Origin of the sequence: Paraburkholderia hospita, assembly GCF_002902965.1 — a bacterium.
Classification (GTDB): domain Bacteria; phylum Pseudomonadota; class Gammaproteobacteria; order Burkholderiales; family Burkholderiaceae; genus Paraburkholderia; species Paraburkholderia hospita.
Genome location: NZ_CP026106.1, coordinates 1,504,563 through 1,519,679 on the forward strand (window position 1 = coordinate 1,504,563; position 15,117 = coordinate 1,519,679).

Here is a 15,117-nt window from a genome sequence, read left to right on the forward strand (position 1 = left end):
TCCAATTACGAGGTAACGGCATGCGCCGCGCAACGGAAATCGACCTGGCATTGAACGCACGGCCCGACGGTGTGCCGTTACAGCGCTGGCTCTATGGCGAACTGCGTGCGGCCATTCTCGAAGGGCGGCTCGGCCCGGGCGCGCGCCTGCCAGCGACGCGCGACCTCGCCGCGCGTCATGGCGTGTCGCGCGGCACGGTGCTGGGCGTGTTCGCGCAACTCGCGGCGGAGGGATATCTGTCCGGCGCGGTCGGGCGCGGCAGTTTCGTTGCGAGCGAATTGCCGGACGGGCGCTTCGAATCCGCACCCGTGTCCGATACCGCGCGACATACACGCGAGAAAGCGGACGCGGGCCGCAATGAAGGTATCGCGCTGTCCGCGCGCGGCCGCTTGCTGGCGCGCAGCGCGTTCGCCGTCGAAGGTCGTTCGTTTCCGACGCGCGCATTTCGTCCGAGCCAGCCCGATTTGCAGTTCTTTCCGTTCGCGCTGTGGGCGCGCGTCGCGGCGCGCCGCTCGCGGCTGTCGAACCGCTCGATGCTCGCCGACGGCGAAGCGCAAGGCTACCGTCCGTTGCGTGAAGTGATCGCGGAGCATGTGCGTATGACGCGCGGCATCGCTTGCACGGCGGATCAAGTTGCGATCGTCGGCAGCGCGCAGCAGGTGATCGATCTGGCCGCGCGTCTGTGGCTCGACCCGGGCGACGCCGCGTGGATGGAAGACCCCGGCTATCAGGGCGCGCGGCTCGTGCTCGAAGCGGCGGGCGCGCGCATTGCCGCCGTGCCCGTCGATACCAACGGCATCGACGTGGTAGCGGGCCGTGCGCTCGCACCCGATGCGCGGCTCGCGTACGTGACGGCCGGGCGCCAGGCGCCGCTCGGTCCCGCGCTGTCGCTCGAACGGCGACTCGCGTTGCTCGACTGGGCGCACGCGCGCGGCGCGCTGGTAATCGAGGACGACTACGACAGCGAGTACCGCTTTGAAGGAAGGCCGCTTGCTGCGCTGAAGAGTCTCGACAGCGCGGGCCACGTGATCTATTGCGGCACGTTCAGCAAGCTGCTGTTTCCCGCGCTGCGCATCGCTTATGCGGTGCTGCCGGAGCGACTGGTCGATCCGTTCGTCGCCGCCTGGTCGCTGACGGGCCGGCACGTACCGCTCGATCAGCAGGCGACGCTGCACGCGTTCATCGCGGAAGGGCATGCGGGCCGGCACGTGCGGCGCATGCGCGAGATGTATGGCGAACGCGCCGAAGCGCTGCGCGAAGCGGCGCGCCGCCATTGGACGGGACTCCTCGCGTTGCCGCCGATCGTCGCGGGGCTGGATGCGCCTGCGTTTCTGCCAGCGGGTGCCGACGATGCGCTGGCCGCGCGCCTCGCCGCCGAAGCCGGCATCGAAACACGGCCGTTGTCGTCGTACGCGGTCCAGCGCGCGGCGCCCGCCGGCCTGGTGCTGGGCTTTGCGGGCGTCGGCGCGGACGAGATCGACGCAGGCGCCCGGACGCTCGCGCGTGTTCTGCAGAAGATGCTCTACAAGACCTGATACCTGTCGATCAAGGCGGCAGTACGAGCGGACCGCAGTTGGAATCGGTGACGAACACGGCGAGCAGTTTCGCGGGCTGCGCGGTGTCCGGATTCTCGGCGAAGTCGTGCAGTGTGCCAGGTGGTTCGAACCATGTCTGGCCGCTGCGATAGTCGACGGCCGGGCCGCTGTCTAGCCGCGAACGCAGCGTCCCGGAGATGACGTAGGCCGTCACCGAGCCGGGATGCCGGTGCGCGCCCGTGTAGGCGCGCGGCGGAAAGTCGACCACGACCGTCGTCACGGATTTGCCCGGCACATTCGCGAGCGGCTCGCACGACAGTACGCGCGAGGTCGTCGTTGGGCGCTGGGCGGCGGCATCGGAGGACGACGATGCGTCGCTGAGCAGCGGCGTACTGCACATCGCGTCGAGCCATTGAATGGCGGGGCGCGTCGGCAGCACGGCAAGCGGGGCGAGCGCAAGGACGGCGACCGTGGCGAACGTGCGCGCATGCCGCACGTTCGCGCTTGCGAACAGGTGAGCGGGGTTCATTGCACGGCGTGCTGCGCGTTCGCTGTGCTGCGCCGCCAGTCCGCCGACCAGCCAAGCTGGCGCTTCGCCTTGTCCGTCGATACGACGGGATTGTCCTCGGCGATGTTGAATGCGCCGGCTCGTGCATGCCGCAACGCGAGCACGGCGGCGTGCGCGGCCGCGTCGACATGGACGGGGCTTGCGCCTTTCGCGTGGTCGCTGCCTGTGCCGGGACCGTACAGTTGCCCATAACGCAGCACCGTGCCGATCAGCGGCGCCCTCAGAACCTGTGTTTCGAGCGATACGACGCCGCGCACCGTAACGAGGCGATTACCTTCGGCTTCCGTATCGAGTGGCTGCGTTTCGTCATAGGGGTGCACGCCTTCGCGATACGCCCACGCGATGCTTTGCGCGACGAAGCGCTTGCTGCCCGCCGCGCGCGCCGCTGCGATCAGGTTGCGCGTGCCTTCGTCGCGAATGCGCGCGTTGCCTGCGATCGCTTGCTGCATTTGCGCGGGATCGAGGGCAGGCGGCAGGTCGGTCAACTGATGGATCACGCAGGCGGGTTCGATGCGCCGCAGCGCCTCGGTCAACGCGCGCTCGTCGAACACGTCGACGATCACGGGTGTTGCGCCCGCACGTTCGATCTGCGACGCGCGCTCGGCGCGGCGCGTGCTGCCGTAAACGGTGTATCCCGCATCGACCAGTAGCGGCACCAGCGCGCTGCCGATCGCGCCCGCCGCGCCAGCCAGAAAAACTTTCGTTTCCATCCAATGATCTCCGTGTATGCCGGGCCCTGGAGCCCACGTTCCGGAGAGTAAAGCTGATAATGGTCCACACAAAGATCCATTATCGACAGAATGATTAGGCCATTATCGATGGGTGCGGGAAATGAAAAACGGCGGCTTCGAACCGACAGGATCTGCGTGCCGGAACGAAACCGCCGTCTATGACGATCAGCGAAGCGCTTTAGAACTTGTGACGAATGCCGAGGTTCACCATCTCCTGATGGCTCGTGCCCGCATAGCCATACGAGCCGATCGATGCCTGCGCGTCCGTGATCGTGTTGGTGTCCGCGTCGCGCGTCTGGCCGCTCGCATGCTGATACGCGGCCGTCATGTAGAGGTCGGTGCGCTTGGAGAGGTTGTAGTCGGCGCCCAGCGAGACCTGATGGTACGTCGCCGACGTGTCGCCGTTCGAATGCGTGTAGCTGTAGCCGACACCGAGCAGCATCGCGGGCGTGGCCTGATAGTTCACGAAGCCCTGGCCCGTGTTATAGCGTTCGTTCGTGCCGAACACCGAGCTGTCGTCGCGGCGGTATTGCGCATTGCTGTAGCCAAGGCCGAACGTGAATGAACCGGCCGTGTACTGGCCTGCCACGCGTGCAATGCCGATCGAATGCGCTGTCTGATAGCCGAGATTGACGGGGCCGTCGAAGGTGCCGTCGGAGGTACTGTTCCAGGTGGTGCGAATGCCTTCCGATGCCGGGCTGTTGGACGCGTAGTAGTAGCCTGCCGCAAGACCGATCGGGCCGTTGTTATACGCGACTGCGCCCGAATACGATTGCTCCGAACCCGTGCTGCCCGCGACGCCGCCGAGCGAGTACATCGCTTCGAACTGCAGTCCCGCGAAAACGGGCGACGTGTACTTCACTGCGTTGTTGACGCGGAAGCTGTTGTCGTAGTTGTCGACGTCGCCTGCTGTAGCGAATGCGCTGCCGAAGTAGTTGTCGGCGGTGATGCCTTGCACGAGGTCGATCAGCGGATCGTATTGACGGCCGAGCGTAATGGAACCGTATTGATCCTGCGAAAGGCCGACGAATGCCTGACGGCCGAACAGGCGGCTGCCCTGGCCCAACTTGCCCGTGCTCGAATCGAAGCCGCTTTCGAGCTGGAAGATCGCCTTCAGGCCTGCGCCCAGATCTTCGCTGCCTTTGAGGCCCCAACGCGTGCCTGACAGATTGCCTGCGCTGGTATTGCCGAGCGACCACAGGCTGTTATTGCCCGATGCGTTGTGAACATAAGTGATCCCCGTGTCGATCGTGCCATACAGCGTGACGCTGGTTTGTGCGTGAGCGGCGCTGGTGGCCGTGGCCAGTGCGGCCAGTGAGATCATCGAGAGGGCAGTGCGCTTCATTCTTCTCTTCTCCTGCGTGTGGTAAAGCGTTGAATGAGCGAGAGACTAAAGGCGCACACAACAAATGTAAAAACGCCAAAAAAACGCATTAGTGAAATTCACAACACGCAATGACGCGATTATTGCGGCTTCATACAAACAGTATTTCTGCGATCATCTTTCTTTAGGGATGTCTTAGCGGATTGTTTTTGGCAAACGAAAATTAACGCGTATTGCCGCAAAAATTTCGCGGCATCATGATGCATCTGGGAATATTGCGGGAACGACGATAATGAATTGTCTATTGCGGGGTTTATCGTTTCGCGCAATGCTTTAGACTTGGCTGCGTTTCATCCAGTCTGCACGCAGCGGACAACACGCTTGAACGCGGCCTCGCGCCGCGTTCTTTTTTCGCGTGTTGATTTGCGCTGGAGACGTCAGCCCTGATCGCCGCCACCCACGGGCAGCACGGCTTATCACGAGGCGAAGATCGAGTATCTGCCGCCGCATTCGGAAGGTGCGTGACGGTGCGCTTTGGTGATTCACACGCGTCGTCACGCATCGGTTTTCAGGCATTCGCGGCTCACCCCGTAACGGGCGTCCGTTTGACTTCCGATAGATAGATCAGAATCAGCGAGACCCAGACGATGCCATAGAGAAACATAAAGCACGTCGAGCGGATCTTGAAGAAGTCGAGCAGCACGCCAAACAGGATCGGCAACAGAAAGCCGCCCATTCCGCCTGCAAGCCCGACGATACCCGTCACCACGCCCATGTTGTCGGCGAAGTCGTCGGCCACATATTTGAAGGTCGAGGCCATGCCGAATGCGAACACCGCGCCGAGCACGAATGTCAGCAGCACGAAAGCAATGAGTGTGACCTCGATATGCAGCGTCATGGTGCCGTTTATCGTGTGAACCACGAAATCGGTGGACGGATACGATAGCAGGAACAGGCAGATCCACGCGACCCAAAGTCCCCACCAGGTCACGCTGTGTGCACCGAAGCGGTCCGCGAGTCCGCCGCCCACCGCGCGCAGGACCGACCCCGGCAGCGAAAAGCCGGCGGCAAATGCAGACGCCATTACCAGCGACATTCCGTATTCGGCCTTCAGATACTGCGGTATCCACAGCGACAGTGCCGTGAAGCCGCCGAAAGTGATCGAGTAATACTGGCACAGGCGCCATACGTGCGGATTGCGCAGCACCTTGAACGAGTCGAGCAACGATCCTTGTGTCTTCCCGGCGCCGGGGTCGCGTGCCGACGCGAACCAGAAGATCAACGCGGTGACCAGCAGCGCGACGGCATAGACGCGCGGCACGAAGCGCCAGCCATAAGCAGCTTGCAAAGACGGCGTAACGAAGAGATTCACTGCCGCGCCGCATGTGCCCGCGCCGAAAAATCCCATTGCAAAGCCGCGCCGTTTCGGTGGGAAAAAGCGTGCGACGTAGGGCGTGCCCACAGCGAAGGACGCGCCGACGCAGCCCAGAAAGAGCCCGATCAACAAGAACTGCCACAAAGCCGTCGCGTAGCTCACGATGTAGACGGGAATCGCGCAGACGGCCAGCAGCACGGTCATCACGATACGTCCACCGAAGCGGTCGGTCCATGCGCCGAGCGGCAGACGCATCAACGCGCCCGTCAACACGGGCGTCGAGGTCAGCAGGCCGAACTCTGTGCTGTTGAGGTTCAAGTCCTCCCGCAATTGCACGCCGAGCACGCCGAACATCATCCAGACGACGAAGCAGACGAGAAATGCGAGCGTGCTCGCGAGCAACACCGACCACGCCTGCATGGTGATGGCGGGCGCCGAGCCCAGATTCTTCGCACCGCTGTGTGCGTTCATACCTGTTTCCTTTGTTATTGAAGCAGCGGCCCATTGGCCTCGCCGAGATGTGCACCTTCGATTCGCGCGCGCGACGCGAGCACTGTCACGTACTGCTGGATCGCCTTGTGCCGGACGCGTTCGTCAAGAAAGCGCGCGATATCGGCGTGGACTGTGTCGAACGCAAGCTGCTCGCCGTCGACACGCCGCTCGATGCGAACGATGTGAAAGCCGAAGCGCGTATTGACGAGCCTCGGCAGCACGCCGGTTTCCTGCGTGTCGAACACGGCGCGTTCGAACTCGGCCACGCTGTCGCCGCGCAGCAATTGTCCAAGGCTGCCGCCGACACCGGCCGAAGGACAGTTCGACACTTCACGGGCAGTGCTTTCGAACGTTTCGGGCGCGGCGAGAATCTGCTGTAACGTGGCCTCCGCCTTGTGCCGGATCAGCGCAAGCGGTGCGTGTTCGGTAACGGCAAAGAGAACGTGGCTGGCGAACACGATGTCGTTGTGACGAAAGCGGACAAGGTGGCTTTCGTAATAGCGCTCGCAGTCCGCGCGGGTCGCCGTCGGCACGCTCAGCTCGGATTCCAGAAGCCGGTCGAGCGATGCGTCGTCCAACGGGGCGCTGTCCGCGATCAGCTTCAGTTCGACGGCGCGCTGCCGTAGTAATTCGCGGATCACGAGTGCATGCCGCGCGGCTTCGTGCGGATCGGGCGCGCCCGCTTGATGCTCGAGTTCGTTGTCGATGGAGGCTGCGTCGATGGTGATGCCGTTCACGCGCAACGCACGATCATGATCCGCCGATGTGGAAGGGGCTATCGTACTCATCGCATGGTCCTCAACGCTTGCGCACGAGCTGGTACGGGCGGATCAAGTAGGCAATCGCCGCGAATCCGCTCCAGATATGCACCATCCGCGTAAAAGGCGCGATGAGGAAGATCGTGAAGCCAAGCGCGATATGTAGCTGATACGTCAGCGGCACGCCCACCAGCAGGCTCGCAATATTCGGCTGGAATGTGACGACGCCTTTGACGTAGTCGGTCAGCTGTTCGAACATCGCGCCGTCCATATGACGCATCGACAACGCGACCGTGCCGAGGCCGAGCGCAAGCTGTACCCATAGCACCAGCACGATCACGATGTCGGACACGCGGCTGTTGCGGCGGATGCGTACGTCGGTGAGACGCCGGTGAATCAGGATCGTCAGGCCGATGATGGCGACCACGCCCGCTGCACCGCCCGCGACCATCGCAAGCAACTGATGCATCGACGCCGATAGAAAGGGCGACACAAGCCAGTGCGGCGCGAGAAAACCGACGAAATGGCCACCCACCACGACGAGGATGCCGAAGTGGAACAGGTTGCTGCCCAGGCGCAGCGCGCCATGCCGCAGCATTTGTGACGAATCGCTTTTCCACGTGTACTGCTCGCGGTCAAAACGCACGAGACTGCCGAGCAGGAGTACGGCAAGACAGATGTACGGATAGATGCCGAACACGAACTGATGGAAATAGTCGCTCATGACCTGTTCTCCCGGGTACCTGTGCGGCTGTCGTAGAAGTGGATGGGCGCTTGCGCGGGCGTTGCCGCGCCGACGAACCGAACCGGCTCGTCGGCCCATGCGGCGTCGAGCGCGCGATAGTCGGCGGGCGTCGGGACCTGTTGCGCGTCGTCGTCGTGCAGCGTATCGGGCTTCTCGCCCTTGCCGATGCCAGCAAGGGGCAGCAATGCGCCCACGACGAAGCTGTAGGGGCTGCCCCGTTTCGCGAGCTGCGTGGTGATCGATTGCAGTATTTCGCCCGTCTCCGCGAGCAACGCGCGTGCATCCGCGGGCGGAAGACGCGACAGATATTCGAGGAACACGGGCAGATAGTCGGGCAGTTCGCCGGCAGCGAGATGCAGTCCATGCTCCTCGTACATTCGCAGCAGATCGACCATCGCCTGGCCGCGATCGCGCGATTCGCCGTGCACATGCTCGAATAGATACAGCGACGTCGCGCGTCCACGGTCGAACAGCGCGACGTAGTTCTCCTGTAGCGTGAACAGATCGCGCTGCGCGTAGTAGTCGATGAACTGGTCGAGGCCCGCGCGCGCGTCGCGCGTCAGCCCGCGTTCGTCTTGCAGCAGATCGCGGGCTTCCGGCAATGCGTCGAGCAGCGGCGCGTCCGGGTAGCTCAGCAACGCGCCCAGCACGGCATACGCCGCGCCGGGCGGAATCGGGGCATGCGAACCCATGTTAAAACTCCTGGCGGATGGGAATCTTGCGGTTGCTCTTCTTCGTCGTGAAGAGACTCGCTTCGGAACGGCCATCCGAGCAGCCATTGCCGAACGAGAAGCCGCACGACGAGCGCAGATCGAACGCGTCTTCCGCATATTCGCGATGCGACGTCGGGATGACGAAACGATCCTCGTAGTTGGCGATCGCCAGATAGCGGTACATGTCCTCGACCTGCGCGATGTTCAGTCCGGCCTGCTTCAGCACCTCGGGCGCCTCGATCCCGTCGACGTGGCGCGCACGCATGAACGCGCGCATCGCAAGCAGCCGTTCCAGTGCGAGCTTGACGGGTTCTTCCTTGCCAGCCGTCAGCAGATTCGCGAGATAGCGCAGCGGAATGCGCAGCGATTCGATGTCGGGCAAATAGCCGTTCATGCCGAGTTCGCCGCTATTGGCGGCCGCGTTGATCGGCGAGAGGGGCGGGACGTACCAGACCATCGGAAGCGTCCGGTATTCCGGATGCAGCGGGAAGGCGATTTTCCAGTCGATCGCCATCTTGTAGACGGGCGACCGGCGCGCGCCGTCGAGCCATGCCGCGGGTACGCCGTCGCGTTCGGCCTGCGCGATCACTTCGGGATCGTTCGGGTCGAGGAACACGGACAGTTGTGCCTCATACAGATCGGTTTCGTTTTCGACGCTGGCTGCATCGCTGATGCGATCCGCGTCATACAGCATTACGCCGAGATAGCGGATGCGGCCCACGCAGGTTTCCGAGCAGACCGTGGGCTGTCCCACTTCGATGCGCGGATAGCAGAAGATGCATTTCTCCGCCTTGCCGCTGTGCCAGTTGAAATAGATTTTTTTGTACGGGCAACCGGACACGCACATGCGCCAGCCGCGGCACTTGTCCTGATCGATCAGCACGATGCCGTCTTCCTCGCGCTTGTAGATCGAACCGGATGGACACGACGCGACACACGCCGGATTCAGGCAGTGCTCGCACAGTCGCGGCAGATACATCATGAAGGTGTTCTCGAACTGCCCGTAGATGTCTTTCTGCACATTCTCGAAGTTGTAGTCCTTCGAGCGCTTGTCGAACTCGCCGCCAAGAATCTCTTCCCAGTTCGGCCCCCACTCGATCTTTTCGAGCCGCTCGCCGCTGATCAGCGAACGTGGCCGCGCAACGGGCATTGCCTTCGTATCGCGGGAGTCCTGCAGATGCGCATAGTCGAACGTGAACGGCTCATAGTAGTCGTCGATCTCAGGCAGATGCGGATTGGCGAAGATTTGCGCGAGCAGCCGCCACTTGCTGCCCAGGCGCGGCTCGATCTTGCCGTCGGCCTTGCGTTTCCATCCGCCGTGCCAGCGGTCCTGGTTCTCCCAGTCCTTCGGATAACCGATGCCCGGTTTCGTCTCGACATTGTTGAACCACGCGTACTCCATCCCTTCGCGGCTCGTCCACACGTTCTTGCAGGTCACCGAGCACGTGTGGCAACCGATGCATTTGTCGAGGTTGAGCACCATCGCGATCTGCGCACGCACCTTCATGAGGTTTCTCCTTGACGGTGTTTATGCTCGGTGGCGGGGTTGACGGGATCGGGCGGGGCGTCGTCGAGCCAGTCGATATGCTTCATCTTGCGTACGATCAGGAATTCGTCGCGGTTCGAGCCGACGGTGCCGTAGTAGTTGAAGCCATACGCCAGTTGCGCGTAGCCGCCGATCATATGCGTGGGCTTGAGCGCGATGCGAGTGACCGAGTTGTGGATGCCGCCGCGCGTGCCCGTGATTTCGGAACCGGGCGTGTTCACGATCTTCTCCTGCGCGTGATACATCATCACCATGCCGTGCGGTATTCGCTGGCTGACGACGGCGCGTGCGCACAACGCGCCATTGACGTTGTAGCACTCGATCCAGTCGTTGTCCGATACGCCGATGGTCCGCGCGTCGATCTCCGACAACCACACGATCGGCCCGCCGCGCGACAGCGTGAGCATCAGCAGATTGTCCGTGTAGGTGCTGTGAATGCCCCACTTCTGATGCGGCGTGATGAAATTCAGCACGATCTCCGGGTTGCCGTTCGAGCGTGCGCCGAGCATCTTCTCGTAGTTGCCAGTTTCGATAGGCGGCTTGTAGACGCACAATGCTTCGCCGAATGCCTGCATCCAAACGTGGTCCTGATAGAGCTGCTGGCGGCCGCTGAGCGTGCGCCACGGAATCAGTTCGTGAACGTTCGTATAACCCGCGTTGTACGACACGTGCTCGGACTCGATGCCGCTCCACGTCGGCGACGAGATGATCTTGCGCGGCTGCGCCTGGATGTCGCGAAAGCGGATCTTCTCGTCCGCGCGCGCATCCGCCAGATGCGCATGCTCGATGCCCGTCAGCGACGATACGGCATGCCATGCCTTTACCGCGACGGCGCCATTGGTTTCGGGGGCAAGCGACAAGATGACTTCGGCGGCGTCGAGCGCGGTGTCGATACGCGGGCGTCCCGCTGTGCCGTTGACGGTCGTGCCGCCTTGACCACCGCCTTGACCATTCGCGACGCGATAGTTGAGTTCGCCGAGCAACGCGACTTCTTCCTTCGTGTCCCACGTGATGCCTTTGCCGCCGTTGCCGAGCTTATCCATCAGCGGACCGAGCGACGTAAATCTGTCATACGTGGCGGGATAGTCGCGCTCGACGACGATTACAGAAGGCATCGTCTTGCCCGGTACGGGTTCGCATTCCCCCCGTTTCCAGTCGAGCACGTCGAACGGTTGCGCGAGTTCGGCGGGGCTGTCGTGTGCGATCGGCGCGAGCACGACATCGCGTTCCACGCCTAGATGGCCGACGCTCAGTTCCGAAAAGCGCTTTGCAATGCCCTTGAAGATTTCCCAGTCGCTTTTCGATTGCCACGCGGGATCGACGGCGGCCGACAGCGGATGAATGAACGGGTGCATGTCCGACGTGTTCATGTCGTCCTTCTCGTACCACGTCGCGGTGGGCAGAACGACATCGGAGTACATGCAGGTGGTCGACATGCGGAAGTCGAGCGTGACGAGCAGATCGAGCTTGCCGCGTGGTGCATCGTCATGCCACGTGATTTCTTCCGGACGCGGATGCCCCGACTTGAAGACCTCTTCGCCTTGCACGCCGTTGGTCGTGCCGAGCAGATGCTTGAGGAAGTATTCGTGGCCTTTGCCCGACGAGCCAAGCAGGTTGGAGCGCCACACGAACAGGTTGCGCGGAAAGTTCGCCGGATTGTCGGGGTCTTCGCAGGCCATGCGCAGACTGCCCGATTTCAGCTCCTGCGCGATCGTCGCGCCCGCTTGCGCCGGATCGTTCAACGCGCGGCCGACATCGAGCGGATTGGCGTGGAGTTGCGGCGCGGACGGCAGCCAGCCCATGCGTTCGGCGCGCACGTTGTAGTCGATGGGCGCGCCGTGAAAGTGCGTCTTGTCGGCAAGGGGGGAAAGCAGGGCGCTCGGGTCCATCGGGTCGTAACGCCACTGGTCCGTATGCGCGTAGAAGAATGACGTCGAATTCATCTGGCGCGGCGGCCGGCTCCAGTCGAGCGCGAACGCGAGCGGCGTCCAGCCCGTCTGCGGACGCAGCTTTTCCTGGCCCACGTAATGCGACCAGCCGCCGCCCGATTTGCCGACGCAGCCGCACATGATCAGCATGTTGATGATCGCGCGGTACGACATGTCCATATGGAACCAGTGATTGATGCCCGCGCCGATGATCACCATCGACTTGCCCTGCGTCTTGTGCGCGTTCTCGGCGAACTGGCGCGCGACGTTGATCACGTCGGCGCGCTTGACGCCGGTGATCGCTTCCTGCCACGCGGGGGTATAGGGCAGATCGTCGTCGTAGCTCGCGGCGATGTGCTCGCCGCCCAGGCCCTGATCGAGGCCGTAGTTCGCGATGAACAGATCGTAGACGGTGGCGACCAGCATGTCGCCGTTGCGCGTCGCGATTCTCCGCGCGCCGATTTTGCGCGACAGTTCCGAAGCATGCGACGTGTGATTGAAGTGCGGATGCCGGATATTGCCAAAGTAGGGGAAGAGTACATCGGCGACTTCATCGTGCGCGTCGACGAAGGAAAGGCGCGGCTCGATGGGCGTGCCTGATGCCGACTCCTCCTTCAGATTCCACTTGCCCTTGTCCTCGCCTTCCTTCTGGCCCCAGCGGAAGCCCGCGGAGCCGACGGGCACGACGGTCTCGTTAGTGACGGCGTCGATAACGACCGTTTTCCACTCGGGGTTGTTGGCCTGGCCGAGTGCGTCGTCGAAATCCGAAGCGCGCACGAGCCGCTCGGGCACATAGCGGTCGCCACGTGCGACGAGGCGCACGAGACACGGCATGTCGGTGAAGCGACGGCAATAGTCGATGAAATAGTCGCTTTTTCCGGCGAGGTGAAACTCCTTGAGAATGACATGGCCCATTGCGAGTGCGAGCGCCGCATCGGTGCCTTGTTTCGGGTGAAGCCAGATGTCGCCGAATTTCGCGCCTTCCGCGTAGTCTGGGAATATCGACACGATCTTCGTACCCTTGTAGCGCACCTCGGTCATGAAATGCGCATCGGGCGTGCGCGTCTGCGGCACATTGGAGCCCCACATCATGATGAACGTGGAGTTGTACCAGTCGGCGGATTCGGGCACATCGGTCTGCTCGCCCCATGTTTGCGGCGATGCCGGCGGCAGATCGCAATACCAGTCGTAGAAGCTCAGGCAGACACCGCCGATCAGCGACAGATAGCGCGAGCCGGCTGCATACGACACCATCGACATCGCGGGGATAGGCGAGAAGCCCACCACGCGGTCGGGGCCGTGCCGCTTGATGGTATAGACATTGGCCGCGGCGACGATCTCGTTGACCTCGTCCCATGTGGCGCGGATGAAGCCGCCGAGCCCGCGTCGGCTTTGATAGCTGCGCCGCGCCGCGTCGTCTTCGACGATGGATAGCCATGCCTGCACGGGTTCCATTGTGCGGCGCCGTTCGCGCCACAGTTTGACGAGCGCGCTGCGCACGAGCGGATACTTGAGTCGGTTCGCGCTATAGAGATACCACGAGTACGAGGCGCCACGAGAGCATCCGCGCGGCTCGTGGTTCGGCATATCGGGACGCGTGCGCGGATAGTCGGTTTGCTGCGTTTCCCATGTGACGATGCCACCCTTGACATAGATCTTCCATGAACATGAGCCGGTGCAGTTCACGCCATGTGTCGAGCGTACGATCTTGTCGTGCTGCCATCGTTGCCGATAGGCGTCCTCCCACTTTCTGTCTTCGTCGGTAACGGCGCCGTGACCATCAGAGAATTGCGGCCGGGCCGTTGTGAAATAGCGCAACCTGTCCAGAAAGTGGCTCATGGAGATCCTGGTTCTATCGGGGGACGTTTTTAAGCATTAAAGTATGCGAACCTCAATAAGTAAAGTTGACACATGTTTTGCGTCGCCGTACTGATCTTTATCAATTTTTCCCGTGAAGGTCGCAATTGAAGCTGCTCGCTGACGGGGGATGACTTGACTAGGCAGGGTGGGGTGCCCCTATGTGATTCGTCAAGCGGTAGGGGCGGATTTTGGTTGGTAGAGGGTGCCGTCGCGCAGCATGGCGAACAGCACGTCGCAGCGTCGTCGAGCGAGAGCGATGAGCGCCTGATTGTGGCGCTTGCCCTGCTGGACCTTGCGCGTGTAATAGTCCCTTGAGATCGGGTCTCGCAGGGCAGCAAAGGCCGAGAGGAAGAGCGCTCTCTTGAGTACCTTGTTGCCCCGTCTGGACGGGTGTTCGCCACGGATGGACGAGCCCGAGCGTCGGGTCACCGGGGCGAGGCCGGCGTAGGCGGCGAGATGCGCAGCCGATGCGAAGGCTTTGTGAGCGACTTCAGTGAGGAGTCTGGCGGCGGTCCTGACGCCGACTCCCGGCATGCTGGTCAGGACCGGCCAAAGAGGGTGTGCGTGCACCAGACGTTCAACTTCGCTGGCAACCTCCTCGCGTTGCTTGCGCAAGGATGCGAGTTGCTGGGCAAGACGCGGCATGACGATGGTTGCGGCCTGAGTACCGGGCACGATCACAGCCTGTTCGCTGAGCGCCTGGACGATGTCGGAAGCCAGGCTCTTGCCCATGCGAGGTGCGAGTTTGGTGAGGCGGTTGGCGAGTGTTTTCTCGCTGGCTGAGGCGAGCTCGGCGGGTGACGGGTATCGCTCAAGCAGATCGAGCACGGCCGGATGGTCGAGCCGCGGCCCCACGACCCTTTCCAGCGCCGGATGGATCTGGGTGAGCAGACCTCGAATGCGGTTGCTGGTCTGCGTGATCTGGGCCGCCAGATCGTCGTCGAAGCCGCACAGCATGGTGAGTTCGGCGAGTGGTTCGTCAGCCAGCCGAAGTGAGCGCAGCGTATGCGGCATTGAGCGCGCGGCTTCAGCAATGATGGCGGCATCGCGAGCATCAGTCTTGGCTTCACCGGCGTGCAGGTCGGCGATGCGGCGCATAGCCAGACCCGGTAGATATGCGACCAGAACATCTTCATCACGGGCGACTGCCACGGGCAACGCGCCGATGGTGGCGGGTTGATCGACGACGAACAGGAGCTGGCCGTGCGTCTTGAGTTCGGTAATGAGGGCGCGCAGCTTGGCCTCATCGTTGGGCAGCGCCTTGTTGTAAAGGCGCTTTCCGCGCCGATCGAGGGCGACGGCGTGATGGTGGCCTTTGCCGACATCGACGCCGACGAATACATCGACAGAGCTATGTTGTTGGTTTTCTTGCATCGAAGGCTTTGCAGGTTGAACGGTTTGGCCTGCAACATCGGTGGCAAGTCTCGGCATCCACGTTACGGACGGCCTCAAGATATCCTGGCCGAGCCCCTATTAGCGATCACCAGCCACCCACCAGGCCCGGTGACAACACCCCCCGGATCATGACTGCGACTGGGGGCG

11 protein-coding genes are annotated in these 15,117 nt (G+C 62.5%); 1 reads left to right on the forward strand and 10 read right to left on the reverse strand.

All coding sequences use genetic code 11. The annotated features are described in order from the left end of the window. Positions 1-20: 20 nt before the first annotated feature. Complete coding sequence (gene pdxR / locus C2L64_RS25100; RefSeq protein ID WP_007583541.1) at positions 21-1,535, forward strand: MocR-like pyridoxine biosynthesis transcription factor PdxR; 1,515 nt, start codon at positions 21-23, stop codon at positions 1,533-1,535. Positions 1,536-1,545: 10 nt separating this feature from the next. Here pdxR and C2L64_RS25105 read toward each other — a convergent pair whose 3' ends face one another. The 10 genes from C2L64_RS25105 to C2L64_RS25150 form a co-directional block, all read right to left on the reverse strand. Then, a complete protein-coding gene (locus C2L64_RS25105; RefSeq protein ID WP_007583540.1) occupies positions 1,546-2,064 on the reverse strand; it encodes a cupin domain-containing protein in 519 nt (172 codons plus the stop codon). Continuing rightward, the gene (locus C2L64_RS25110; protein WP_007583538.1) at positions 2,061-2,813 is read right to left on the reverse strand and encodes an NAD-dependent epimerase/dehydratase family protein; all 753 of its coding nucleotides are present in this window, start codon (positions 2,811-2,813) and stop codon (positions 2,061-2,063) included. The genes C2L64_RS25105 and C2L64_RS25110 overlap by 4 nt, the downstream gene beginning before the upstream one ends. 199 nt (positions 2,814-3,012) lie before the next feature. Continuing rightward, on the reverse strand, positions 3,013-4,179 hold the full coding sequence (locus tag C2L64_RS25115; RefSeq protein ID WP_007583536.1) for a porin: 1,167 nt from the start codon (positions 4,177-4,179) through the stop codon (positions 3,013-3,015). Between the two features lie 562 nt (positions 4,180-4,741). Further along, the gene (locus tag C2L64_RS25120) at positions 4,742-6,004 is read right to left on the reverse strand and encodes an MFS transporter (protein WP_007583534.1); all 1,263 of its coding nucleotides are present in this window, start codon (positions 6,002-6,004) and stop codon (positions 4,742-4,744) included. 14 nt (positions 6,005-6,018) lie between these two features. Continuing rightward, the gene (locus C2L64_RS25125; RefSeq protein ID WP_007583532.1) at positions 6,019-6,813 is read right to left on the reverse strand and encodes a peptidylprolyl isomerase; all 795 of its coding nucleotides are present in this window, start codon (positions 6,811-6,813) and stop codon (positions 6,019-6,021) included. Positions 6,814-6,823: 10 nt separating this feature from the next. Beyond that, on the reverse strand, positions 6,824-7,507 hold the full coding sequence (narI, locus tag C2L64_RS25130; RefSeq protein WP_007583530.1) for a respiratory nitrate reductase subunit gamma: 684 nt from the start codon (positions 7,505-7,507) through the stop codon (positions 6,824-6,826). Continuing rightward, complete coding sequence (narJ, locus tag C2L64_RS25135; protein WP_007583529.1) at positions 7,504-8,220, reverse strand: nitrate reductase molybdenum cofactor assembly chaperone; 717 nt, start codon at positions 8,218-8,220, stop codon at positions 7,504-7,506. Before narJ ends, narI begins: the two co-directional genes overlap by 4 nt. A gap of 1 nt (position 8,221) precedes the next feature. Beyond that, on the reverse strand, positions 8,222-9,748 hold the full coding sequence (narH, locus tag C2L64_RS25140) for a nitrate reductase subunit beta (RefSeq protein WP_079501448.1): 1,527 nt from the start codon (positions 9,746-9,748) through the stop codon (positions 8,222-8,224). Then, positions 9,745-13,554, reverse strand: coding sequence for a nitrate reductase subunit alpha (locus C2L64_RS25145; protein ID WP_007583525.1), 3,810 nt, complete (start codon positions 13,552-13,554; stop codon positions 9,745-9,747). The genes narH and C2L64_RS25145 overlap by 4 nt, the downstream gene beginning before the upstream one ends. Before the next feature lie 189 nt (positions 13,555-13,743). Beyond that, positions 13,744-14,949 (reverse strand): IS110 family RNA-guided transposase, encoded by a 1,206-nt coding sequence (locus C2L64_RS25150; protein WP_007587666.1) that lies wholly within the window; start codon positions 14,947-14,949, stop codon positions 13,744-13,746. Between the last annotated feature and the right edge of the window lie 168 nt (positions 14,950-15,117).

Bases quoted from the DNA above. Each gene is read 5' to 3' on its own strand.
- pdxR (WP_007583541.1), top strand. From the start codon at position 21: ATGCGCCGCGCAACGGAAATCGACCTGGCATTGAACGCACGGCCCGAC.
- C2L64_RS25105 (WP_007583540.1), bottom strand. From the start codon at position 2,064: ATGAACCCCGCTCACCTGTTCGCAAGCGCGAACGTGCGGCATGCGCGC.
- C2L64_RS25110 (WP_007583538.1), bottom strand. From the start codon at position 2,813: ATGGAAACGAAAGTTTTTCTGGCTGGCGCGGCGGGCGCGATCGGCAGC.
- C2L64_RS25115 (WP_007583536.1), bottom strand. From the start codon at position 4,179: ATGAAGCGCACTGCCCTCTCGATGATCTCACTGGCCGCACTGGCCACG.
- C2L64_RS25120 (WP_007583534.1), bottom strand. From the start codon at position 6,004: ATGAACGCACACAGCGGTGCGAAGAATCTGGGCTCGGCGCCCGCCATC.
- C2L64_RS25125 (WP_007583532.1), bottom strand. From the start codon at position 6,813: ATGAGTACGATAGCCCCTTCCACATCGGCGGATCATGATCGTGCGTTG.
- narI (WP_007583530.1), bottom strand. From the start codon at position 7,507: ATGAGCGACTATTTCCATCAGTTCGTGTTCGGCATCTATCCGTACATC.
- narJ (WP_007583529.1), bottom strand. From the start codon at position 8,220: ATGGGTTCGCATGCCCCGATTCCGCCCGGCGCGGCGTATGCCGTGCTG.
- narH (WP_079501448.1), bottom strand. From the start codon at position 9,748: ATGAAGGTGCGTGCGCAGATCGCGATGGTGCTCAACCTCGACAAATGC.
- C2L64_RS25145 (WP_007583525.1), bottom strand. From the start codon at position 13,554: ATGAGCCACTTTCTGGACAGGTTGCGCTATTTCACAACGGCCCGGCCG.
- C2L64_RS25150 (WP_007587666.1), bottom strand. From the start codon at position 14,949: ATGCAAGAAAACCAACAACATAGCTCTGTCGATGTATTCGTCGGCGTC.